The sequence below is a fragment of the Streptomyces sp. ME19-01-6 genome (assembly GCF_033793745.1).
Classification (GTDB): Bacteria; Actinomycetota; Actinomycetes; order Streptomycetales; family Streptomycetaceae; genus Streptomyces.
In genome coordinates this window covers 131039-153849 of the sequence record NZ_JARAXF010000003.1, presented here as the reverse complement: position 1 = coordinate 153849, position 22811 = coordinate 131039, and the positions used below count along the sequence as shown (strand labels likewise).

The window sequence follows — 22811 nt, the reverse complement described above, 5'->3', positions numbered from 1 at the left end:
CCATGGCCACCAGCACTTCCGGCACGTCCAAGCGCACCCTGTACCGGCTCACGGGTGTCGCTCCCACGGTCGACGCGATGTTCGACGCCCTCGACCCGGCTCGGCTCGAAGCCGTTGACGCGGAACTGCACGTCCCGGAGGAGCGGTTGGGCGTTCCGGCGCTGCTGGTCACGGGCAGCTTCGAGCAGCCGGTGGCGACCTGGTGTGGCGAGATCCACCGCACGACCGGGTGCGAGGTGTCGCGGCCGGTGAACCGCTCGGCTGGGCTACTGATGCTCGCGGTCGACGGCGAGGTGTACGCCATCGGCTACGACCAGGGCTTCCGCCTGGTGCCCGACCAGGTCAAGGACCGGCGGTTCGGACTGAGTTTCGTGATCCGCAGGGTGGACCCCGCCCAGATCCGGGACCTGGTCTCCCATACACCGGGCGGCGGCCGGACCGACATCACCCTGGTGCCCGGCGGCGCTCCGGTCTGGAGCCTGGGCGTCCAGGAGCACGCGCAGATCGTGCGGCGGCTGGGCGGCCGGCTGGGCGGGATCGAGCTCACGATCGCTCAGGACAGCCGTACGAAGGTCTCCAGCGTCGAGGGCGGTACTGGGCTGCGGATGCGCCTCGGCATCGACGCCGCGGACCTGGTCGCGGACATCCGGGCCATCGCTCGTGTCCGTCGGGACGAGGCCCCGGCTCCGGAACTGGAGTTCGTCGAGCACATCGTCCCGGTCAAGGGCGCTGGCCTCGTCACGCGGCTGGAGGAGCGGCTCGACGACATGCTGGGCGAGGTACCGGACGGACGTATCGCGGTCGCCGTCCCCTCCGATCACTGGGACGACTACGGCGCCGCCCAGGCGTTCGCCATCAAGGTGCACAAGCGCAGCACGGCGGCGCGCCTCAGCGACGAGTTCAGCCTGGAGTACGTCCTCGACCGGGCCCGCGTGCAGAGGCCCGGCACGCGCTTCGCCGCGCTCCGGGACGGCACGGTCACCCTCTACGCGCACACCCGGGCGGAGAAGGGCGACGTCATCTGGACGTCGAGCGTGCTGCGGTGGATCGAGGCGGAGGTGGCGCTCGGTGCCCGCCGGTTCTTCCTGCTGGACGGGCAGTGGTACGAGATCGGTGAGGCGTACCTGGAGGCGATCCGTTCGCAGGTGGAGCGGCTCATCACCAACACGCCCTCGGTCGACCTTCCGGCCTGGGTGCTCGGGGACAAGGAGCGGAACTACAACGAGTCGGTGCCCGACCTGCGGCCCGGGTACGTCTGCTTCGACCGTGACAACGTCCGGACCGCGCTGCACCGGGGCAACGGTGTGGAGATCTGCGACCTGCTGAGCCCGGACGACGTCCTGGTCATGGTGAAGCGGGCCAAGGGCTCCGACGCGCTGAGCCATCTGTTCGGTCAGGCCGTCGTCGCCGTACAGACCCTGCTGCACTCGCCGGAGGCCGGGGACGGGTTCGCCCGGAAGGTGGCTGCGGCCCGGCCCGGCCGGCCTCTGCCGGAGGGTTTCCGGCCGTCTAGGGTCGTCTTCGCGATCCTTCTGAAGGACGGCACCGACCTCACCGCCGACACGCTGTTCCCGTTCTCCCAGGTCACCCTCGTGCAGACGGCCAAGCTCCTTGAGGCCTGGGGCGTCGAAGTCGAGGTCATCGGGATCCAGGCCACGGCGGTGCCTCCTAGCCGGGCGGGAATCCGCCACCTGGCCGCGTAGCGGGGACCTCAACACACATCTAGCCCCTCAGCGTACGGATCGCCTGCTTGGTCTACGACTGACGATGCCGAAGCCCACCTCCACCACCCCGCCGCTTGACCGTGAGGCCAAGCGGCGCCTGGGGCGAACGTGAGTGGCGGGCGTGTACCCGTGATGAGGTTCCGGCTCGCGGCGTGGGCGGGTGAGAGGCCCATTGCCGGTGCTGTGCCGGAGCGCTGGCACCGCGGCCCTGCTCCACGCGAGGAGCTGGGTCGGCCGGAGGGTAGGACTTGGCAGGACTCCGACGGTGGACCTGCGAGCGGAACGCCGCGAGGGCTTGCCGGCCGCTGCCGGAGCGGGCGAAGGTCGGCTCGGGCAGCCGGCGCGTACCAAAGCCAAGGCGGCGCCGCTGTTCCTGGCCCGGATGTGCTCGGCGTGGGGGCTGCGACGCTCTGGAATCGCAGCCCTGCGTGTGCGGACCGGTGGTGAGTCCTCAGGGTCCCGGATCGGTTGCGCGGGGTGCCCGGCCGCACCTGGTCGTGAATGCAGACGGCTGTCGTGGCGCGTCCGCCGCACAACGCGGTGAGGTCCTCCGGGTCGGAGGTGAGGATCGTGACGGGGCCGGTGGCGGCGAGGGCGGTGGCGCCGAGCATGGCGTCGATGGCGTACTTGTGGCCGTGCAGGCCGGCGTCGGCGAGGAGTGCGGCGGCGTGGCGGGTGATGGGCTCGGTGACCGGTTCGACGACGAGGCGGGAGAGAGTCCACTCCAGGGCCGGGCGGTTGATCCGCGGGTGGACGACTTCCACCAGGGTGGCCGCGGAGGTGATCAGCCGTAGGTCGTCGGCGCGGGCCAGGGCCAGCCAGGCCGTGACCGTACGGTCGCGAAGGACCGCCTTGGCCAGGCCCTCGCCGTCCAGCACGAGGGTGCCACCGGGGACGGCGGGAGAACGGCTCACGCGGCGCTCGCTCCGCCCGACGCCTGGTTGTCACGGGCCTGGTGGAGCTGGTCACGCAGGGCCTGGATCTTATCGTCGGTGACGGGCCCGTGCTCTGCCTCGGCGACGGTGATGAGTTCGTTGAGGTTGTCGCGCTCGATCTGGCAGGCCACGGCGGCAGCCACGTAAGCAGACAGGCCGGAGAGTCCGCTGCGGGCCTTGGCGGCCTCGGCGATGTCGCGCGGCATGGTGATCGAGTACTTGCCGGTAGGGCTCGCTCATTGCACTCGCCGCCGGTCGCCGCGCGCAGGGCAGCCGCCGAGGCATACGGGCCCGGACGAATGGACTACGCCGGCTACTTGTCCGGCCGCGGGCCAGCACTGGCGTAGTAGAAGGCTCGTGCCTGCTTGACGCCGTCCCGGGAGGCGCCATGCTCCGCTCCCTCGACGTTCAGAGGTGGGTGCAGTTGGGAGATCAGCTCTTTCTCCAGCGGGACCGGGTCGGGGTGCTCGCTCCAAGTGAGGGTGAGGTGCTGCCGCATCCAGTGAGTGAGGCGCTGTTCGTCCTCGGGGACCAGGACGACGCGGTCGGTCCAGGTGGTGCGGTAGCTCTCGGTGGGCATGAGGAGTCCGGCCAGGGTTCGGCGCAGGGTAGACCGTCCGGAGTCCCTCAGGTGGTTGGAGGCGACGCGGGACCGCAGGCGGCCCGCCTTGCCCAGGTAGAGCAGTCGCTGTCCGGCATCGCCGGTATTGACCGGTCCGGGGAAGGAGGCCAGGGTTTCGGGGGGCGCCCACCAGGCGTACACGCCTGCGGTAGTGGGCAGGGCGGCAGCCGCGCGCCCGAGGGGATGGGGTGCGGAGAGCAGATTGGCTGTGGCCCGCTGAACGGTTGCGTCGTCGAGCATGGGCGCACCCTAGGCGCGAGGGAGCGGAGCTGTCACCGCCTGTGGCATCACCCCGCAGCTTGATCAGACAGGCGGTGCAGTCTTAGCGGGCCTGACCCGTACCTGGCGACGGCCCAGGCTCGGTCTGGGACACTGGCCTGCTGCTCGGACACGGCAGGCGACAAGGCCCGGCGGCCTCAAGTCGGTATGCCGGGCCTTGTTGCAGCGGGGATCAGACAGGGCGGATGTTCTCCGCCTGCGGGCCCTTCTGGCCCTGGGTGACGTCGAACTCGACCTTCTGGCCCTCCTGCAGCTCGCGGAAACCCTGGGCGGCGATGTTGGAGTAGTGGGCGAAGACGTCGGGGCCGCCGCCCTCCTGCTCGATGAAGCCGAAGCCCTTCTCGCTGTTGAACCACTTGACAGTGCCCTTGGCCATGGCCGTCTCCTTCGAGGGAAACCGGGCCCGCACCCTGCGTGCCCGGGAGGTGATCGCCCTGGTCCGGAGAGGCGCTGAAAGGCAAGAACGCCCGTGATGGCGATCACGGGCGAACGGGACTTCGGAACCACGACTGCTGGATCACCACGCTACACCCGCGGGGTGGCAGCCGCTATCAGAACGGCGCCAGCGCCGGTGTGCTTCCAGACATCGGCTGCCTCAGCGGAACCTCGCTGAAACGCACGGGACGGTCGCGTTGCGGTCCTCCGGGTCGGAGGTGAGGAGGAGTGCGGCGGCGTGGCGGGCGATCGGCTCGGTGACCGGTTCGACGACCAGGCGGGACAGGGGGCCGGGCGGTTGATTCGAGAGTGGACGACCTCCACCAGGGTGACCGCAGAAGTGATCACGCGTAGGCCGTCGGCGCGGGCGAGGGCGAGCCAGCGATGACTGGGCGGTCCCGCAGGACTGCTTTGGCCAGGCCCTCGCTGTCCAGCACGAGGGTGCCTCCGGGGGCAGCGGGGGAGCGGGTCACGCGGCGCTCGCTCCGCTCTCCCACAGCCCACGCCGTTAACGGGGCATCAAAGTGCTGGTCGTAAGCCATACTTGACCTTGCGGGGGCGTCTCGTGGTGGCTTGATGCGGGGAGGCGGCGTGAGCGGCGTCGGCGAGGGGCTGGGGAAGGTCGAGGTAAGGCTGCGGTGGGATCCGAGTCCCCTGGGCGAGGCGCCTCGCCATCTCGACATCATTGCCGCGACCTACTCGACGGACGATCTCTATGGGCGGCCGGTGTACGTCGTCCACTCCGAGAGCCGGTCGCCGGACGGCACGATCAACATGAGTCGGCACAGTGAGACCGGCCTGGGCTTCGGCTTTGTCGAGGTGATGGTCCTGGAGTTCGAGCGGCTGGCGTCCTCCTATGGGCGAGTCGTCGTGGGCGTGGCCATCCACCAGGACGGCGGCCCCCGGGCCTTCGGCGATATATCGAACGCCGGGGTGCTGGTCGTCGAGGGGTACAGGGAACTGCTCGCGGACGACTTCACGCGCGTCGCCGGGGCCACTGCCGCGACGGTCGCGGAGTTCGTCCGGGAGGACTCCGGGGCCTGGGAGCTGCGCGAGATGGTCCGGGGGTTCGACAGCGACCCGGTGGTCTTCGCCGCGGAGATGGGCAGCGCCGTACAGTGACGCTGATCATGTGCTCCCCTGTCGCAGGGCGGCGATGCGCGCGAGCCATCGCTCGGCTGCGGCGGGGTTCACCGGCCCGAGCTGTGATCGGGTTTAACGCATCCTTGACGGCTCACTGACGCTCTCCTGACGTAGTGTTGCCACTGGTGTGCCGGGAAGTCTGGTCGGCGATGTCGTTTCGACTCTCCGCTCAGGAAAGGTCCTCGGATGACCGCCGCCCGCCAGGCTGCCGTGACCACGGCCGCCCCTCACACGGTGCCCGGCCGTACACCGCGCCGCTCCGTACTCTTCTTCGCGTTCGCCTTCGCGGTGATCGCCGACCCGGTGTCCTCCGTCGCGTACGCGATCGAGGCGGCGCTGCGCGCCCTCGACGGTGACCTGGCGCTGCTGCTGCCCACCATGAGCCTGGTCATTGGCCTCGTCGTCGTGGTGACCGCCAACTACTGGCAGCTGGTACGCCGATTCCCCAAGGGCGGCGGGGCGGCCGCTGCGGCCGGGCGGGCATTCGGCGCCCGGTGGACGTTCCTGCCGATCGGCGCGCTTGTCGTGGACTTCGTGCTGACCATCGGCATCTCGATCGCCGCCGCGGCCAGCGCGGTGATCGCCCTGTTCCCGGCCCTGGCGCCGGTCCGCATCCCGCTGGCGCTGGTGCTGCTGGTGGTGGTGGCCGGGCTGACGTGGTTCGGGCACGGCGGGCGGCTGCTGTTCGCGGTGATGACCGTGGCCTTCGTCGTCATCTCCGTGGCCGTTCTCGTCCTGGGCTTCACCTCGCCCCACGCCACGGGCCACGCGGTCGCCACCACCGACCCGGGCCACTCCGCGATGCTCGCCGTGGTCCTGGCCTTCCCGGTGGCGATGGCGCTGGCTACCGGCGTCGAGGCACCCTCGACCGCGATCGCCCAGCTCGGGCAGCTCGACGACACACACCGGCGTCGCTTCGGCCGTGGCACGCTCGCGCTGCTGGTGGTGATCGTCGGCGGGCTGACGCTGGCGCTGACCGCGCTCGCGGTCCGGCTGCACATCGGCATCCCCGGCGCCGACTCCACGCAGATCGCGGACATCGCACACGCCGCGGCCGGACCCGGCTGGCTGTATGGCGCCTTCCAGCTGACCAGCTCGCTGCTGCTGCTCGCCGCGGCCAGCTCGTCCTTCCAGGCGGGCCCCGGTCTGCTGAAGGCGCTGGCCGGCACGGCCGAGAAGCCTGGGGTGCTGGCGCCGGTGCTCGGCCGGACCAACCGCCATCACACCCCGTACTGGTCGGTCGTGGTGTACCTGGCCGCCGCCGCGGTGATCATTGTGGCGGCGGCGGGTCAGGAGCAGGAGCTGGTGCTCTTCTACGCGGTCGCCGTGTTCGTCAGCTTCCTGGTCGGCCTGGTCGCCATGGCCCGCTTCGCGAGGCGGGAGCGGAAGCCGGCTCTGGCCTGGGTCAACGGCCTGGCCGCGGCGGCTGTCGCGTTCACCCTGGTGGTGAACCTGCTGCGCGGCTGGCCGGTGCTGTCGATGGTGGCCACGCTGCTGATCGCGGGCGGGCTGTACCTGCGGTGGAACCGCGCCGGTCGGCCGACCGGCATCGAGGACGTCGAAGCGCGGGCGGAGGCGGCCTGAGCGTGCGGACGGGGCGCAGCTTGCCGCCTGTCACCGGAGCCTGACAGTGCTTGGGTGACGGGTGTGCAGGGAGTGTCGGGCCAGCGCTTGGACACGTTCCCGGCGCGACCCTGGAACAGGGGCTGTCGGTATTCACGAGGGGGCGTCGACCGATGGCAAGGGCACGCTCGGCGAGGGTGCGCTGGTGGTGGTGGCGGAGTAACCCGCTTCGGCGACGCAGTGACGTCATCGCTCTCGTCGTCGTGGGTGGCCCGGTCGCGGGTCTGGTCACGGCCGGAGCGGCGGACCGGGACCTCGAACGACAACGGGCAGACCGGCGGTCCGTCACGGCCGTGCTCACGGAGGATGTGCCGGCGCCCAGGGCCATGAAGTCGGACGTCGTCCCCCGCGTGTGGGCCACGGTGCGCTGGACCGCGCCGGACGGCTCGGCGCGTATCGGTCAGGCCAGGGTGCCGCACGAGAGACGGGCAGGTGCCCGGGTCGAGGTGTGGACGGATGGGCGCGGGAGGCTGACTGCGGAGCCGCTCAGTGGTGCCGAGGCGGCGTTCCGCGCGGCCTTGGGAGATGAACGACCGGATCATGAAGGGCCTCGGAGAGGAAGAACCGGAGGAGAAAGGGGCACGACCCCGAAAAGTGAAACGGCCCTGACTGTCGTTGGCCGACGCGAGCCACGGAGCGATCCGGGGCTTTCGTCATGTCCGGCAACTACTCTGAGACGGCACCGAAAACGCCCGCTGACCTGCGGGGAAGCGCATCAAGATCATCACGCTATGACAACGTGATCACTGTCATGGGGCTGCATTCGGCGGCGTCCGGCTGCACATACGACAAGACCCCGCATCCAGCGTCTTGGCTGGTGGCGGGGTCTTCTGGCACTTCACTTGAAGTGCCCCCGGCAGGATTCGAACCTGCGCACACGGCTCCGGAGGCCGTTGCTCTATCCCCTGAGCTACGGGGGCGCTGTCGCTGTTGTTTGCGGCGACGGGTAGAACCCTACCAGCTTGCTCGGGGTGGTCATGAACGCTTTTCGGGGGTGGGTGGAGGGGGTGGCCGGCGGGGGCCCGGGTGGGGAGCGGAGGGGGGCATATCGCATCGGGGGCTTCGGTGGTGGCGTCTTGCTTAAAGGTCCCCCGCACGTGGCGGAAGTGGGCAAAACCCGGACGCAGCGCTGGGTGCGCGCCTACGCTTCGAGATGTGCCTGGCTTGTCCGGCCGGGTCCTTGTTGTTGATGACAACAAGGTCATCCGGCAGCTGATCAGGGTCAACCTCGAGCTTGAGGGCTTCGAGGTCGTGACCGCGGCCGATGGTGCCGAGTGCCTGGAGATCGTTCACCAGGTGCGGCCCGATGTGATCACTCTCGATGTCGTGATGCCCAGACTGGATGGGCTGCACGCGGCGTCCCGGTTACGTGCCGATGCGCGTACGTGTCATGTGCCCGTAGCGATCATCAGCGCGTGTACGCAGTACGAAGTGGATAGCGGCAGGGCCGCGGGGGTGGATGCGTTCCTCGCGAAACCCTTTGACCCCGCCGCGCTGGTGAAGCTGGTGCGTCGGTTGATGACGCCGGGCGCCGCCGCGGCGGCGCCCGGGGACGCGGAGCCCGTTGGAGGGCCCACGGGCTGAGTCCGTGGGCCTGGGCGCGGGGCCGGGGCGGGCTGTCCCCTGTCCCGGTCCCCGCGTCCTGTCCGGGTCCCCGTGTTCGGTCGTCGTCCGAGGGGCGAAACCCATTCGCGGGGGCGCCCCCCTCCTCCCATACGCTTGTGCCGTGACACCCGCCCAGCTCTCCCGCACCGTGCTGCAGACCGTGCGTCGTGCCGTCGAGGCCGACGAGCTGCGGGTGGCCGTGGTGCCGGAGCGGGTGAAGGTGCAGACTCCGCGGCGGGCGGGGTGTGGGGATTACGCGACGAATGTGGCGCTTCAGCTCGCCGGAAGCATCGACGGGGCCGAGGGCGGGGGGCCCGCGGCTGCGTTGCGGGTGGCCGAGGTGTTGCGGCGGCGGCTGGTGCGTACGGCCGGGATCGCGGCGGTGGAGATCGCCGGGCCCGGGTTTTTGAACATCACCGTCGAGCCCGGCGGCCATGCCGAACTGGTCCGGGGCGTGCTGGAGCGTGGAGAGGCCTACGGGCGCTCGGACGCGCTGGCCGGGACCCCCGCGGTGCGGCTTGCGCCGGGACGGGACGTGCGGGGGGCCGTCGTCCGGGCCGTCGTGCTGCGGCTCGTGGACGTTTGTGGTGGAGAGGCCGAGGTGGCTGACGGCGGTGAGGTGCTGGGCGTACGGGGCGTTGGGCTTGGTGCTGAGGAGTTGCTCAGCCGGCTCGGCTCCGACGCCGCCCACTGGGCCCTGCTGCGGGCCGCCGCGCACGATCTGCCCGATCTCGATCCCGGTCGGCTCCTCGCCCAGCGGGAGAGCAACGCCCTGTTCCGGGTGCGGTATGCCCATGCCCGGGTGCGGGGCCTGCTGAGGAATGGGCGGGAGCTGGGGGTTCACAGCGACCCCGACAGTGCGTACGACCACCCCACCGCAGCCGCCCTCGTCTCCCTCCTCGGCGACTACCCCCGCCTCCTCGAATCCGCCGCCCGCCACCGTGCCCCCGACCGGCTCGCCCGGCACCTCGAGGCCACCGCCGACGCCTTCTTCCGCTTCCACGACGCGTGCCCGCCCCTGCCCCGCGGCGAGCAGAAACCCTCGGCCGCCCACCGTTCCCGGCTGGCCCTCGCCGAGGCCGCCGGGACGGTGCTGGCCGGCGGCCTGCACCTGCTCGGCATCAGCGCACCGGAACATCTGTGAGACACCTGAGAGAGACGCCATGAGCCGTTCCGCACACCCCGCCGGGCCCCGTTACGCCGATGTGCTGCCCGAGGGGCACTACACCGCGCCGCCCACCGACCTCAACGCCCTGGACCCGCGCGTATGGGCCCGTACGGTCGGCCGCAACGCCGACGGCGTGGTCACCGTCGGCGGGGTGGATATGAAGACGCTGGCCGAGGAGTTCGGGACGCCGGGGTATTTCCTCGACGAGGCCGACTTCCGGGCCCGCTGCCGGGCCTGGCGGGAGGCGTTCGGGGCGGACGCCGACGTGTTCTACGCAGGGAAGGCGTTCCTGTGCCGCGCCGTCGTGCGCTGGCTGAACGAGGAGGGGCTCAACCTCGACGTGTGCTCCGCCGGGGAGCTGGCCACCGCGCTGGCGGCCGGGATGCCGCCCGAGCGCATCGCCCTGCACGGGAACAACAAGAGCGAGGCGGAGATCCGCCGGGCCGTCGAGGCCGGGGTGGGGCGGATCGTGCTGGACTCGTTCCAGGAGATCGTGCGGGTCGCGCACATCGCGGAGCGGCTCGGCAAGCGGCAGCGCGTCCAGATCCGGGTCACCGTCGGCGTCGAGGCGCATACGCATGAGTTCATCGCGACCGCTCACGAGGACCAGAAGTTCGGCATTCCGCTGGCCGGCGGGCTGGCCGCGGAGGCCGTGCGGCGGGCGCTGAAGCTCGACGGGCTGGAGCTCATCGGCGTCCACTCGCACATCGGGTCGCAGATCTTCGACACCTCCGGCTTCGAGGTGGCGGCCCACCGGGTGGTGGGGTTGCTCAAGGAGATCCGTGACGAGCACGGGGTCGAGCTGCCCGAGATCGACCTCGGCGGCGGCCTCGGTATCGCGTACACCTCCGAGGACGACCCGAGCGAGCCGCATCAGATCGCCAAGGCGCTGCGCGACATCGTCCACCGGGAGTGCGAGTCGGCGGGGCTGTCCGTGCCGCGGCTGTCGGTGGAGCCGGGGCGGGCGATCGCCGGGCCGACCACGTTCACGCTGTACGAGGTGGGGACGGTCAAGGAGCTGCCGGCGCTGCGGACCTACGTCAGTGTCGACGGCGGGATGTCGGACAATATCCGTACCGCGCTGTACGACGCCGAGTACTCGGTGGCGCTGGTTTCCCGTACGTCCAGCGCCGAGCCGATGCTCGCCCGCGTGGTCGGCAAGCACTGCGAGTCCGGCGACATCGTCGTACGGGACGCCTTCCTGCCCGCCGACCTGGCGCCCGGGGACCTGATCGCGGTCCCGGCCACCGGCGCGTACTGCCGCTCGATGGCGAGCAACTACAACCACGCGCTCCGCCCGCCCGTCGTCGCGGTGAAGGACGGGCAGGGGCGCGAGATCGTCCGGCGCGAGACGGAGGAAGATCTCCTGCGGCTCGATGTCGGCTAGCGAGAAACAAATCTCGGATACTGGACCGGGGATAGAAAGTCCCGTCCAGTGAGTGAGACTGGTGTACCACCTAGATGGATGAGAAGCGAGGTCGGATGATGCGTACGCGTCCGCTGAAAGTGGCGCTGCTGGGCTGTGGAGTGGTCGGCTCAGAGGTGGCGCGCATCATGACGACGCACGCGGCGGACCTCACGGCGCGCATCGGCGCCCCGGTCGAGCTGGCCGGGATCGCCGTGCGGCGCCCCAAGCGGGTGCGCGAGGGGGTTCCGGCCGAGCTGATCACCACCGATGCCACCGCACTGGTCAAACGCGGCGACATCGACGTCGTGGTCGAGGTCATCGGCGGCATCGAGCCCGCCCGTGCCCTCATCACCACCGCCTTCGAGCACGGCGCCAGCGTGGTGTCCGCGAACAAGGCGCTGGTCGCGCAGGACGGCGCGGCGCTGCACGCGGCCGCGCTGGAGCGCGGCGCGGACCTGTACTACGAGGCCGCGGTCGCGGGCGCGATCCCGCTGGTGCGGCCGCTGCGCGAGTCCCTGGCCGGGGACAAGGTCAACCGGGTCCTGGGCATCGTCAACGGCACCACCAACTTCATCCTGGACCGGATGGACTCCAGTGGCGCCGGCTACAGCGAGGCGCTGGACGAGGCCACCGCGCTCGGGTACGCCGAGGCCGACCCGACCGCCGATGTGGAGGGCTTCGACGCCGCCGCGAAGGCAGCGATCCTGGCCGGGATCGCCTTCCACACCCGCGTCACCCTCGATGATGTGCACCGCGAGGGCATCACCGAGGTCACCGCCGCCGACATCGCCTCCGCCAAGCGCATGGGCTGCACGGTCAAGCTGCTGGCGATCTGCGAGCGCGCCGGGGACGGCCGCTCGGTCACCGCCCGGGTGCACCCGGCCATGATCCCGCTGAGCCATCCCCTCGCCTCCGTCCGCGAGGCGTACAACGCGGTGTTCGTCGAGGCCGAGGCCGCCGGCCGGCTGATGTTCTACGGGCCCGGGGCCGGTGGCTCGCCGACCGCCTCGGCGGTCCTCGGCGACCTGGTCGCCGCCTGCCGGAACAAGCTCGCCCGGACCACCGGGCCGGGCGAGTCCGCGTACACCCAGCTGCCCGTGAGCCCCATGGGCGATGTGATCACGCGTTACCACATCAGTCTGGACGTCGCCGACAAACCCGGGGTTCTTGCTCAGGTGGCCACGGTCTTCGCCGAGCACGGCGTATCCATCGATACCGTCCGCCAGCAGGGCAAGGACGGCGAGGCGTCCCTCGTGGTCGTCACCCACCGGGCGAGCGACGCCGCTCTGACGGCGACCGTCGAGGCGCTGCGCAGGCTGGACACCGTCCGCGGTGTCGCCAGCATCATGCGGGTCGAGGGCGAGTAGGGGAGCAGGGGAGTAAAGGAAGATCATGAACACAATCGCTGACGCCGGGCCCGCGATGTCCGGCACCCGCCGCTGGCAGGGCTGGCGGGGCATCATCGAGGAGTACCGCGACCGGCTGCCGGTCAGCGGGACGACCCCCGTCGTCACCCTGCGCGAGGGCGGCACCCCGCTGGTCCCCGCCCAGGTGGTCTCCGAGCGCACCGGCTGCGAGGTGCACCTCAAGGTCGAGGGCGCCAACCCCACCGGGTCCTTCAAGGACCGCGGCATGACCATGGCCATCAGCATGGCCAAGGAGGCGGGCGCCCAGGCCGTCATCTGCGCCTCCACCGGCAACACCTCGGCCTCCGCGGCCGCCTATGCGGTACGGGCCGGAATGGTCTGCGCCGTGCTGGTCCCGCGGGGCAAGATCGCGCTGGGTAAGATGGGCCAGGCGCTGGTCCACGGCTCCAAGATCCTCCAGGTCGACGGCAATTTCGACGACTGCCTGACGCTGGCCCGCGGGCTGTCCGAGAAGTACCCGGTGGCGCTGGTCAATTCGGTCAACCCGGCCCGTATCGAAGGGCAGAAGACCGCCGCCTTCGAGATCGTTGACATGCTCGGCGACGCGCCCGACATCCATGTGCTGCCGGTCGGCAACGCGGGCAACATCACCGCCTACTGGAAGGGCTACAAGGAGTACGCGACGGACGGCCCGCTCGGCGCCCCCGCCTCCCGTACGCCCCGGATGTGGGGGTTCCAGGCCTCCGGCGCGGCGCCCATCGTCCGCGGTGTGCCGGTCAAGGACCCGAGCACCATCGCCACCGCGATCCGCATCGGCAACCCCGCCTCCTGGGCCTTCGCCGAGCAGGCGCGCGACGAGTCCGGCGGGCTCATCGACGCGGTGACCGACCGTCAAATCCTCGCCGCCTACCGGCTGCTCGCCGCCCAGGAGGGCGTCTTCGTCGAGCCGGCCTCCGCGGCGAGCGTCGCGGGTCTGCTCAAGGCCGCCGAGGAGGGTCTTGTCGACCCCGGCCAGCGCATCGTGTGCACGGTGACCGGAAACGGCCTCAAGGACCCGGACTGGGCGGTGGCGGGCGCGCCGCAGCCGGTCACGGTGCCGGTGGACGCCGACGCGGCCGCCGAGCGGCTCGGGCTGGCCTGATTTCCGGGCTGGGTTGGTTCCGGCCCGGGTTCACGCGGCGCCGGGCAGCGGCGGGGTGTCCCCCCACCCGTTGCCCGGCGCCGCGTCTCAAGATCCACTAGAGTGCGGGCGGAGAAGTCCGGGAGCGAGGAGGGCGCGCGGAACGCTCCAGTAGAGTGGTCACGGACGACGAGAGGGAGCGCGACACGCACCGTGCGCCTCCCGTGCGCCCTATGTCGCCACAGAACCTTCCTTCGATAGGCTGTACTGAATCCGCCCCGACGCAGAGCAGCCGCCTCTGCACGGCGTTGCCGTACTTCCCGTCACGGCCCTCGCGGTGTTCCGTACCTCTTCGAGTAATCGAGTAATCGAGTAATCCCAGTCACACAAGGAGAGTCATCGAGCGATGGCCGGTCCAGCGTTCCGCGCCGCCGCCGTCCGAGTGCGCGTGCCCGCCACAAGCGCCAACCTCGGTCCCGGCTTCGACGCCCTCGGCCTGGCCCTGGGGCTGTACGACGACGTGGTGGTCCGGGTCGCCGACTCCGGCCTGCACGTCGACATCGCGGGTGAGGGCGCCGAGACGCTGCCGCGCGACGAGGACCATCTGCTCGTACGGTCCCTGCGCACCGCCTTCGACCTGCTGGGCGGACAGCCGCGCGGCCTGGAGGTCGTCTGCGCCAACCGGATTCCGCACGGGCGGGGCCTGGGCTCCTCCTCGGCCGCCATCTGCGCCGGGATAGTGGCCGCCCGCGCGGTGACCATAGGCGGCGCCGAGCGGCTCGACGACGCGGCGCTGCTGGAGCTGGCCACCGAGATCGAGGGCCACCCCGACAATGTCGCCGCCTGTCTGCTCGGCGGCTTCACCCTCGCCTGGACCGACGCGGGGGCCGCCCGGGCGATCAGAATGGACCCTTCCGATTCCATCGTTCCGGTGGTCTTCGTGCCCGGTCGGCCGCTGCTCACGGCGACCGCGCGGGGGCTGCTGCCGCGCACCGTCCCGCATGTGGACGCCGCGGCGAACGCGGGGCGGGCCGCGCTGCTGGTGGAGGCCCTGACCAGGCGTCCCGAGCTGCTGCTCGCGGCGACGGAGGATCGGCTGCACCAGGAATACCGCGCTCCGGCGATGCCCGAGAGCGTGGCCCTGGTGAACCGACTGCGGGCGGACGGCGTCCCCGCGGTCATCTCGGGCGCGGGCCCCACGGTGCTCGCGCTGGTCGAAGACGGTGCGGCCGACAAGGTCGCACGGCTGGCGGGCGAGGGGTGGGCGGCCAACCGGCTGGCTCTCGACGCCGGGGGGGCGAGCGTCCTGCCGCTCACCTGACTCCGCGGACGCCCGAGGCGGCCCAGACGGCCCCGGGAGTCCCGAAAATCTCAATAGCCGGTCTTGGAGAGGGGGAATGTTTGTTGGATCCGGTAGTGTTAACCTCAAGTCTGCACTTGATGCCTCATGCTCGGAGTAATCGCCGGGCTGGGAGGCGCAGTGCTCAGTGTCCCCATCCGGGACCACCCTTCTTCCGGGAGCCTCCCAAACTGCCTGAGCAGCCTGCCTGAGCAGTTCCGAGCACGCTCCGGAAATGGCGCGGCGGATCCAGGCGAAGCCTCCGTCGCGTCGGGAACCAATGAATTGATCTCTCCGCCATACCTGGCGGACCACCGCCCCGGCCGGTCCGCACGAGAAGGACCACAGCCGGACAGCACAACCGGTCGCCGAGCCAGACAGGCCGACGCCCGCTCCAGGGAAGGACCCTTCGTGAGCGACACCACCGATCTGATGGGCGTGAACGCCTCCGGCACCTCCGACAGCGGTGTCGGCAATGCCGCGCCCGCCACGGACGCTCCCGCCGCGCCTGCCACCGGTGCTGCCACTGGCGCTGCCCCGCGGCGACGCCGCTCGGGCACCGGCCTCGACGCCATGGTCCTGGCCGAGCTGCAGCAGCTCGCCTCGAGCCTCGGCATCAGGGGCACCGCGCGGATGCGCAAGAGCCAGCTGATCGAGGTCATCAAGGAGAAGCAGGCCTCCGGCTCCGGCGCCTCCGCCGAGGCCGCCCCCGCCGCCGCGGAGGGGGTGACAAAGCCCAAGCGCCGCGCGACCTCCAAGGCCCGTACGGGCGAGGAGAGCGAGCCGGCCGCGGCCAAGGCGCAGGGCACCAAGGCCGCCAAGGACGACCAGGCCGCGAAGGCGGAGAAGGCCACCGCTCAGCAGCAGATCGAGATCCCGGGCCAGCCGGGCGAGCCTGCCGCCGACGAGCAGCCGGCCGAGGGGCGCCGCCGCCGGCGGGCCACCGCGCCGGTGACCACCACCGACACCGCGCCCACCGCCACCGCCGTCGACACCAAGACCGAGGCCAAGACAGCCAAGACGGAGACCAAGGCCGAGGCCACCGCCGTCGGGACCAAGACCGAGCCCAAGGCCGAGGCGGCCGTGGACACCGCCGAGGGCAAGGGCGCCAAGGGCCAGGACCGGTCCGAGCGCGCCGAGCGCGGCCAGAAGGGCGACCGCCGGGAGCGCGGCGGTCAGCGCGAGCGTGACGGCCAGCGGGAGCGTGACGGCCAGCGCGAGCGTGACGGCCGTGACGGTCGCGACCGCCGCGGCGGCAAGGGCGAGGACGGCGCCGCACAGGGCGGCGGCCGCCAGCAGCGCGACAGCCGTGGCCAGGGCCAGCAGCGTGCCGGCGCCGGCGTCGAGGACGACGACGACTTCGAGGGCGGGCGCCGCGGGCGCCGCGGCCGCTACCGCGACCGCCGTGGCCGCCGTGGCCGCGACGACTTCGGCAACGAGCCGCAGGTGTCCGAGGACGACGTCCTGATCCCGGTCGCGGGCATCCTCGACATCCTCGACAACTACGCGTTCATCCGGACCTCCGGCTACCTGCCGGGCCCGAACGACGTGTACGTCTCGCTCGCCCAGGTCCGCAAGAACGGCCTGCGCAAGGGCGACCACGTCACCGGCGCGGTCCGCCAGCCCCGCGAGGGGGAGCGCCGCGAGAAGTTCAACGCGCTGGTCCGCCTCGACTCGGTCAACGGCATGGCGCCCGAAACCGGGCGCGGGCGGCCGGAGTTCGGCAAGCTGACCCCGCTGTACCCGCAGGACCGACTGCGTCTGGAGACCGAAGCCAGCGGGCTGACGACCCGCATCATCGATCTCGTCGCGCCGATCGGTAAGGGCCAGCGTGGTCTGATCGTGGCCCCGCCGAAGACCGGTAAGACCATGATCATGCAGGCGATCGCCAACGCGATCACCCGCAACAGCCCCGAGTGCCACCTGATGGTCGTCCTCGTCGACGAGCGGCCGGAAGAGGTCACCGACATGCAGCGGTCGGTCAAGGGCGAGGTCATCTCCTCGACCTTCGACCGCCCGGCCGAGGACCACACCACCGTCGCCGAGCTGGCGATCGAGCGGGCCAAGCGCCTGGTCGAGCTGGGTCATGACGTGGTCGTCCTGCTGGACTCGATCACCCGCCTGGGCCGCGCGTACAACCTCGCGGCGCCCGCCTCCGGCCGCATTCTGTCCGGTGGTGTCGACTCGACCGCGCTCTACCCGCCGAAGAAGTTCTTCGGCGCCGCGCGCAACATCGAGGACGGCGGCTCGCTGACCATCCTGGCCACCGCGCTGGTCGAGACCGGATCGCGGATGGACGAGGTGATCTTCGAGGAGTTCAAGGGCACCGGCAACATGGAGCTCAGGCTCGACCGGAAGCTCGCCGACAAGCGCATCTTCCCGGCGGTCGACGTCGACGCGTCGAGCACCCGCAAGGAGGAGATCCTCCTCGCACCGGAGGAGCTGAGCATCGTCTGGAAGCTGCGCCGGGTGCTGCACGCGCTCGACTCGCAGCAGGCGATCGAACTGCTTCTGGACAAGATGAAGCAGACGAAGTCGAACGCCGAATTCCTGATGCAGATCGCCAAGACCACGCCCACCCCGGGCAACGGCGACTGATCAGCGGCGCTTTCCTGATCGACGCCTGATCGACGCCTGATCGACGAGGGCCTCCCCGCACACCGCGGGGAGGCCCTCGTCACGTTGGTGTGAGATCTGGGACACATCGGCCGACACCCCCCTCGACCTGCGCGATCTCCGTCATACGCGGCGAAATCCCAGGTCAGCGGCGCGAGCCAGGCAGGCGGGCCGACACGGGGCCGCGGCGCTCGGCTCCGGGACGGGAAACCTCCGTATGCAACCCTGGCGGACGACCTGTCGTCTGTCAGGTCGAATCACGGCGAGAACACGCCTAACCGTGATGGTGGGGGTACCCGGACAGCGAGGACTGAGGAGCGCATGGCTGAGGACCGCAACAGCACACCGGTGAATTCGGGCCGTCGAGCCCGCAAGGGTGGCCGCCACGGCAAGGCCCCGGCGCCCCGTAGCACGGGCCGCAAGGCGCTGCTGGGGACGGTGTGGACGCTGGCGGCCGTGCTGGTCCTGGGCGGCGCGGGCCTCGGCTATCTGTACTACAAGCTGAACGGCAATATCACCGCGGTCAACATCAACGGCGCCCTCGACGACGACCGCCCCAAGAACGTCGACAACGGCTCCATGGACATCTTGGTCCTCGGCTCAGACTCGCGGGCCGGCCAGAACGCCAAGTACGGCACCGACGAGGGCACCTCCCGCTCCGACACCGCGATGGTCGTGCACGTCTACAAGGGCCGCAAGAAGGCCGGCGTCGTCAGCATCCCGCGTGACACCCTGATCCGGCGCCCCGCCTGCCCCAAGGACGGCAAGACGGTCCCCGCCCAGCGTCTGGCGATGTTCAACTCCGCGTACGAGGTCGGCGGTCCGGCCTGTGCCGTCAAGACCGTCGAGTCCATGACCGGCATCCGCATGGACCACTACCTCGAGGTCGACTTCTCCGGCTTCAAGCGCCTCATAGACCAGCTCGGCGGCGTGGACATCACCACCACCCAGCCGATCCACGACCAGAAGAGCCACCTCGATCTGGAGCCCGGCAAGCACACGCTCAACGGAGAGCAGTCCCTGGGCCTGGTGCGCACCCGGCACGGGGTCGGCGACGGCAGCGACCTGGGCCGGATCAAGCTCCAGCAGGCGTTCATCAAGGCGCTGCTGGACCAGATCAAGTCCGTGGACCTGTTCTCCAGCCCGACGAAGCTCTACGACCTCGCCGACACCTCCACCAAGGCGCTGACCGTCGACTCCGAGCTGGCCTCCGTCAACAAGCTGCGCGGCTTCGCCGAGAGCCTGAAGAACATCGGCTCGGGGGACATGCACATGGTGACGCTGCCCGTGCGGTACGACCCGAACGACCCGAACCGCGTGCTGCCGATCGACTCCAAGGCCCGGGAGGTGTGGCGGGCGCTGCGCTGGGACAAGCCGATCCCCGCGTCCGCGACCAAGGGCTCGGCGGGCGACGCGACCGGCGACGCCAACAAGGTCGTCAAGAACCCCTGACCCCCCGCCCCGGCTGACCCCCGTCCGGGCCACCCCGGAATATCTGGGCCCTACCCCCGGTTTTGGGGGATGCGGCCAGTCCTGGCAGACTGGACTGTCGGCCCCGGTTCACGTCAGGCAACCCGCCTGTCGACCCGGCGCCCTCCCGAACCTAGGAGCATCCCTTGAAGCGCGAAATCCACCCGGAGTACGTCGAGACGCAGGTCAGCTGCACCTGTGGCGCCTCCTTCACGACCCGTAGCACCGTGGCGGACGGCACCATCCGTGCCGACATCTGCTCCGAGTGCCACCCGTTCTACACGGGCAAGCAGAAGATCCTCGACACCGGTGGCCGAGTGGCGCGGTTCGAGGCCCGCTTCGGCAAGAACGCCGGGTCCGCCAAGAAGTAGCGACCCGCACGGCGCCGGTCTTCGGCCGCCCCTTCCCTGGGGCGGCCGGACCGGCGTTTTGTCGTCACGGCTTGTCGCAGCAGTCTTGTCGTAACAACGTTCATCCCCCACACGCATCCATTCCACCCATCCAGGAGCCCTTGATGTTCGAGGCGGTCGAGGAACTGATCGGCGAACACGCCGACCTCGAGAAGCGGCTCGCCGATCCCGCGGTCCACGCCGACCAGCGCGAGGCGATGCGGCTGAGCAAGCGCTACGCCGAGCTGACCCCGATCGTCGGCACGTACCGCTCCTGGAAGCAGACCGGCGAGGACGTCGACACCGCGCGCGAGCTGGCCCAGGTCGACCCCGACTTCGCCGACGAGGTCAAGGAGCTGGACGCGCGGCGCGAGGAGCTGACCGACAAGCTGCGGCTGCTGCTGGTCCCGCGCGACCCCAGCGACGACAAGGACGTGATCCTCGAGGTCAAGGCCGGCGAGGGCGGCGAGGAGTCGGCGCTGTTCGCGGGCGACCTGCTGCGGATGTATCTGCGCTACGCCGAGCGCGTCGGCTGGAAGACCGAGATCATCGACGCCAACGAGTCCGACCTCGGCGGCTACAAGGACGTCCAGGTCGCGGTGAAGGCCAAGGGCGGCGCGGAGCCCGGCCAGGGGGTGTGGGCCCGGCTGAAGTACGAGGGCGGGGTACACCGCGTGCAGCGGGTGCCCGCCACCGAGTCCCAGGGCCGTATCCACACCTCCGCCGCCGGAGTGCTGGTCACCCCGGAGGCCGAGGAGGTCGAGGTCGAGATCATCCAGAACGACCTGCGGATCGACGTCTACCGCTCCTCGGGCCCCGGCGGCCAGTCGGTCAACACCACGGACTCCGCGGTGCGCATCACCCATCTGCCCACCGGCATCGTGGTCTCCTGCCAGAACGAGAAGAGCCAGCTGCAGAACAAGGAGCAGGCGCTGCGCATCCTGCGCTCACGGCTGCTGGCCGCGGCCCAGGAGGAGGCCGAGCGGGAGGCGTCGGACGCACGGCGCAGCCAGGTCCGCACGGTGGACCGGTCCGAGCGCATCCGCACCTACAACTTTCCGGAAAACCGGATCTCGGACCACCGGGTCGGCTTCAAGGCGTACAACTTGGACCAAGTGCTCGACGGCGAACTCGATCCGGTCATCCAGGCGTGCGTCGATGCCGACGCCGCCGCCAAGCTCGCGGCCGCGCAGTAGGGCCGCACCCCCACAGGGAAGTCCCGTAGCCTTTGTCCGGACCGGCTGGAGGAATTCAGTGAATGTGCTGCTCGCCGAGGTGGCGCAGGCCACCCAGCGGCTGGCCGACGCCGGCGTGCCGTCTCCGCGCTTCGACGCCGAGGAGCTGGCCGCCTTTGTGCACGGCGTCAAGCGGGGTGAGCTGCACGGCGTCGCCGACGCCGACTTCGACGCCCGCTACTGGGAGGCCGTCGCCCGCCGCGAGGCCCGCGAGCCCCTGCAGCACATCACCGGGCGCGCCTTCTTCCGCTATCTGGAGCTCCAGGTCGGCCCCGGCGTCTTCGTGCCCCGCCCGGAGACCGAGTCGGTCGTCGGCTGGGCCATAGACGCGGTACGCGCCATGGACGTCGTCGAACCGCTGATCGTCGACCTGTGCTCGGGCTCCGGGGCCATCGCCCTCGCGCTGGCGCAGGAGGTGCCGCGCTCGCGGGTGCACGCCGTGGAGCTGGACGAGGGCGCCCTGCGGTGGGCCCGCAAGAACGTCGAGGGGTCCCGCGTCGTTCTCCACCACGGGGACGCGCTGTCGGCCCTGCCCGAGCTCGACGGACAGGTGGACCTGGTGATCAGCAACCCGCCGTACATCCCGCTGACCGAGTGGGAGTACGTCGCGCCGGAGGCCCGCGACCACGACCCCCAGGTGGCGCTGTTCTCCGGCGAGGACGGCCTCGATGTGATCCGCGGCCTCGAGCGCACCGCCCACCGGCTGCTGCGCCCCGGCGGGGTCGTGGTCATCGAGCACGCCGACACCCAGGGCGGCCAGGTGCCGTGGATCTTCACCGAGGAGCGTGGCTGGGCGGACGCCGCCGACCACCCCGACCTGAACAAGCGGCCCCGCTTCGCCACGGCGCGGAAGGCCATGCCGTGACCCCGGCTGACGGAAAGTAGCGATCCGGTGACGCCTCGCACTACCGGATACCCAGCGAAGGAGAATTGATGGCACGGCGATACGACTGCGGCGACCCGATCGACCGCAAGACCGGCCTGCGTGAGGCCGCGTCCGCCGTCCGCCGCGGCGAGCTGGTCGTGCTGCCCACCGACACCGTCTACGGGATCGGTGCGGACGCCTTCAACGCCGAGGCCGTCGGCGATCTGCTGGAGGCCAAGGGCCGCGGCCGCAATATGCCCACGCCCGTCCTCGTCGGCTCCCCGAACACCCTGCACGGCCTGGTCACCGACCTGTCCGAGCAGGCGTGGGAGCTGGTGGACGCCTTCTGGCCGGGCGCGCTCACCCTGGTCGCCCGGCACCAGCCGTCGCTCACCTGGGACCTGGGGGAGACCCGCGGCACCGTCGCGGTCCGGATGCCGCTGCACCCGGTCGCGATCGAGCTGCTGAACGACTTCGGCCCGATGGCGGTCTCCAGCGCCAACCTCACCGGCCACCCGTCCCCGCAGGACTGCGACGCGGCCCAGGAGATGCTCGGCGACTCGGTCTCGGTCTACCTCGACGGCGGGCCGACCCCCGCCGCCGTGCCGTCCTCCATCGTCGATGTGACCGGCAAGGTGCCGGTGCTGCTGCGCGCGGGCGCCCTGAGCGCGGAGCAGCTCCGGGAGGTCGTACCCGACCTCGAGGTGGCCAATTGACAGCCCCTGAGGGGCGTGGCATAGCGGAACACCGTCACCACAGCGCCGACCACACCTTCCGCATCCTCCACGTCAGCACCGGCAACGTCTGCCGCTCGCCGATCACCGAGCGGCTGACCCGGCATGCCCTCGCGGACCGACTGGGGAGCGAACGCACCAGCGGGCTGATCGTGGAGAGCGCCGGGACCTGGGGCCACGAGGGCGCGCCCATGGAGGCGCACGCCGCCACCGTCCTGACCGACTTCGGCGCCGATCCGGCCGGTTTCCTCGGCCGCGAGCTGCTCGACGAGCACGTCATCCGCGCCGACCTCGTCCTCACCGCGACCCGCGACCACCGCGCCCAGGTCATCTCGATGGGGCACTCGGCGGGGCTGCGCACCTTCACGCTCAAGGAGTTCACCCGGCTGGTACGGGCCATAGATCCGGCGACGCTGCCCGACCCGGAGGAGGCGGGCGGCGTGGTCGACCGGGCCCGCGCCCTGGTGCAGGCGGCGGCCGCGCTACGCGGGTGGCTGCTGGCGCCGACCGAGGACGCGGACGAGGTGCACGACCCGTACGGGGCGCCGATCACCTTCTTCCGCAGCATCGGGGACGAGATCCACGAGGCGCTGGACCCGGTGGTGACGGCCCTGACAGGGGTGCCCGCTCCCGCGTAGCCTCAGGCCGGGCCCGGGCCTACATTGGGAGGACACACCACAGACGCTCTCCCCTCGTACTCCCGGGCCTGTCCTACCTGAGGCTGTGAGCTGGCG

General features: G+C 70.9%; 19 protein-coding genes, 1 tRNA gene and 2 pseudogenes. 16 read left to right on the top strand and 6 right to left on the bottom strand.

The genetic code is table 11. The features are described from left to right. Positions 1-2 precede the first annotated feature (2 nt). The gene (locus PV419_RS07205; protein ID WP_319686892.1) at positions 3-1703 is read left to right on the top strand and encodes a TIGR04141 family sporadically distributed protein; all 1701 of its coding nucleotides are present in this window, start codon (positions 3-5) and stop codon (positions 1701-1703) included. A gap of 536 nt (positions 1704-2239) precedes the next feature. Here the strand turns inward: PV419_RS07205 and PV419_RS07200 are convergent. From PV419_RS07200 to PV419_RS07180, 5 genes and pseudogenes are all read right to left on the bottom strand, one after another. After that, positions 2240-2638, bottom strand: a pseudogene (locus PV419_RS07200) (PIN domain-containing protein); the annotation flags it as partial. Continuing rightward, complete coding sequence (locus PV419_RS07195; protein WP_319686891.1) at positions 2635-2865, bottom strand: CopG family transcriptional regulator; 231 nt, start codon at positions 2863-2865, stop codon at positions 2635-2637. The gene PV419_RS07195 and the pseudogene PV419_RS07200, both read right to left, overlap by 4 nt. 107 nt (positions 2866-2972) lie before the next feature. After that, positions 2973-3521: a GIY-YIG nuclease family protein gene (locus PV419_RS07190; RefSeq protein WP_319686890.1), complete on the bottom strand. Its 549-nt coding sequence runs from the start codon at positions 3519-3521 to the stop codon at positions 2973-2975. Between the two features lie 211 nt (positions 3522-3732). Beyond that, complete coding sequence (locus tag PV419_RS07185; RefSeq protein ID WP_020120296.1) at positions 3733-3936, bottom strand: cold-shock protein; 204 nt, start codon at positions 3934-3936, stop codon at positions 3733-3735. Positions 3937-4218: 282 nt separating this feature from the next. After that, a pseudogene (locus PV419_RS07180) lies at positions 4219-4468 on the bottom strand (DNA-binding protein); the annotation flags it as partial. 103 nt (positions 4469-4571) lie between these two features. Between PV419_RS07180 and PV419_RS07175 the strand changes: the two are divergent. Continuing rightward, positions 4572-5117, top strand: coding sequence for a TerD family protein (locus tag PV419_RS07175; RefSeq protein ID WP_415925248.1), 546 nt, complete (start codon positions 4572-4574; stop codon positions 5115-5117). A gap of 207 nt (positions 5118-5324) precedes the next feature. Beyond that, positions 5325-6722 (top strand): amino acid permease, encoded by a 1398-nt coding sequence (locus PV419_RS07170; RefSeq protein ID WP_319686887.1) that lies wholly within the window; start codon positions 5325-5327, stop codon positions 6720-6722. An 887-nt stretch (positions 6723-7609) separates the two neighbouring features. Here the strand turns inward: PV419_RS07170 and PV419_RS07165 are convergent. Further along, positions 7610-7681: transfer RNA gene (locus PV419_RS07165), tRNA-Arg, on the bottom strand. A gap of 244 nt (positions 7682-7925) precedes the next feature. Here PV419_RS07165 and PV419_RS07160 point away from each other — a divergent pair. The 13 genes from PV419_RS07160 to PV419_RS07100 all read left to right on the top strand — a co-directional run bounded on the left by PV419_RS07160 (position 7926) and on the right by PV419_RS07100 (position 22715). Then, on the top strand, positions 7926-8345 hold the full coding sequence (locus PV419_RS07160) for a response regulator (RefSeq protein WP_415925247.1): 420 nt from the start codon (positions 7926-7928) through the stop codon (positions 8343-8345). Between the two features lie 142 nt (positions 8346-8487). Further along, positions 8488-9510 carry an ArgS-related anticodon-binding protein NrtL gene (gene nrtL / locus PV419_RS07155; RefSeq protein ID WP_319686885.1) on the top strand — a complete coding sequence of 341 codons (1023 nt, stop codon included), beginning with the start codon at positions 8488-8490 and terminating at the stop codon, positions 9508-9510. A gap of 19 nt (positions 9511-9529) precedes the next feature. Next, a complete protein-coding gene (gene lysA, locus PV419_RS07150) occupies positions 9530-10921 on the top strand; it encodes a diaminopimelate decarboxylase (protein WP_319686884.1) in 1392 nt (463 codons plus the stop codon). A gap of 95 nt (positions 10922-11016) precedes the next feature. Next, the gene (locus PV419_RS07145; RefSeq protein ID WP_319687545.1) at positions 11017-12309 is read left to right on the top strand and encodes a homoserine dehydrogenase; all 1293 of its coding nucleotides are present in this window, start codon (positions 11017-11019) and stop codon (positions 12307-12309) included. A 55-nt stretch (positions 12310-12364) separates the two neighbouring features. Then, positions 12365-13450 carry a threonine synthase gene (gene thrC, locus PV419_RS07140; protein WP_319687544.1) on the top strand — a complete coding sequence of 362 codons (1086 nt, stop codon included), beginning with the start codon at positions 12365-12367 and terminating at the stop codon, positions 13448-13450. A 385-nt stretch (positions 13451-13835) separates the two neighbouring features. Next, a complete protein-coding gene (gene thrB / locus PV419_RS07135; protein WP_319686883.1) occupies positions 13836-14750 on the top strand; it encodes a homoserine kinase in 915 nt (304 codons plus the stop codon). Positions 14751-15179: 429 nt separating this feature from the next. Continuing rightward, a complete protein-coding gene (rho, locus tag PV419_RS07130) occupies positions 15180-17366 on the top strand; it encodes a transcription termination factor Rho (RefSeq protein WP_319686882.1) in 2187 nt (728 codons plus the stop codon). Between the two features lie 339 nt (positions 17367-17705). Next, entirely contained in the window at positions 17706-18836 is a 1131-nt protein-coding gene (locus PV419_RS07125; protein WP_319686881.1) for an LCP family protein, read from the top strand. A 164-nt stretch (positions 18837-19000) separates the two neighbouring features. Continuing rightward, positions 19001-19225 carry a 50S ribosomal protein L31 gene (rpmE, locus tag PV419_RS07120; RefSeq protein WP_319686880.1) on the top strand — a complete coding sequence of 75 codons (225 nt, stop codon included), beginning with the start codon at positions 19001-19003 and terminating at the stop codon, positions 19223-19225. 143 nt (positions 19226-19368) lie between these two features. After that, a complete protein-coding gene (prfA, locus tag PV419_RS07115; RefSeq protein ID WP_319686879.1) occupies positions 19369-20439 on the top strand; it encodes a peptide chain release factor 1 in 1071 nt (356 codons plus the stop codon). Between the two features lie 58 nt (positions 20440-20497). Further along, positions 20498-21343 carry a peptide chain release factor N(5)-glutamine methyltransferase gene (gene prmC / locus PV419_RS07110; protein ID WP_319686878.1) on the top strand — a complete coding sequence of 282 codons (846 nt, stop codon included), beginning with the start codon at positions 20498-20500 and terminating at the stop codon, positions 21341-21343. 68 nt (positions 21344-21411) lie between these two features. Beyond that, the gene (locus PV419_RS07105) at positions 21412-22059 is read left to right on the top strand and encodes an L-threonylcarbamoyladenylate synthase (protein WP_319686877.1); all 648 of its coding nucleotides are present in this window, start codon (positions 21412-21414) and stop codon (positions 22057-22059) included. Then, positions 22056-22715, top strand: a complete 660-nt coding sequence (locus PV419_RS07100; protein WP_319686876.1) for a protein-tyrosine-phosphatase — start codon at positions 22056-22058, stop codon at positions 22713-22715. The genes PV419_RS07105 and PV419_RS07100 overlap by 4 nt, the downstream gene beginning before the upstream one ends. Positions 22716-22811: the final 96 nt, after the last annotated feature.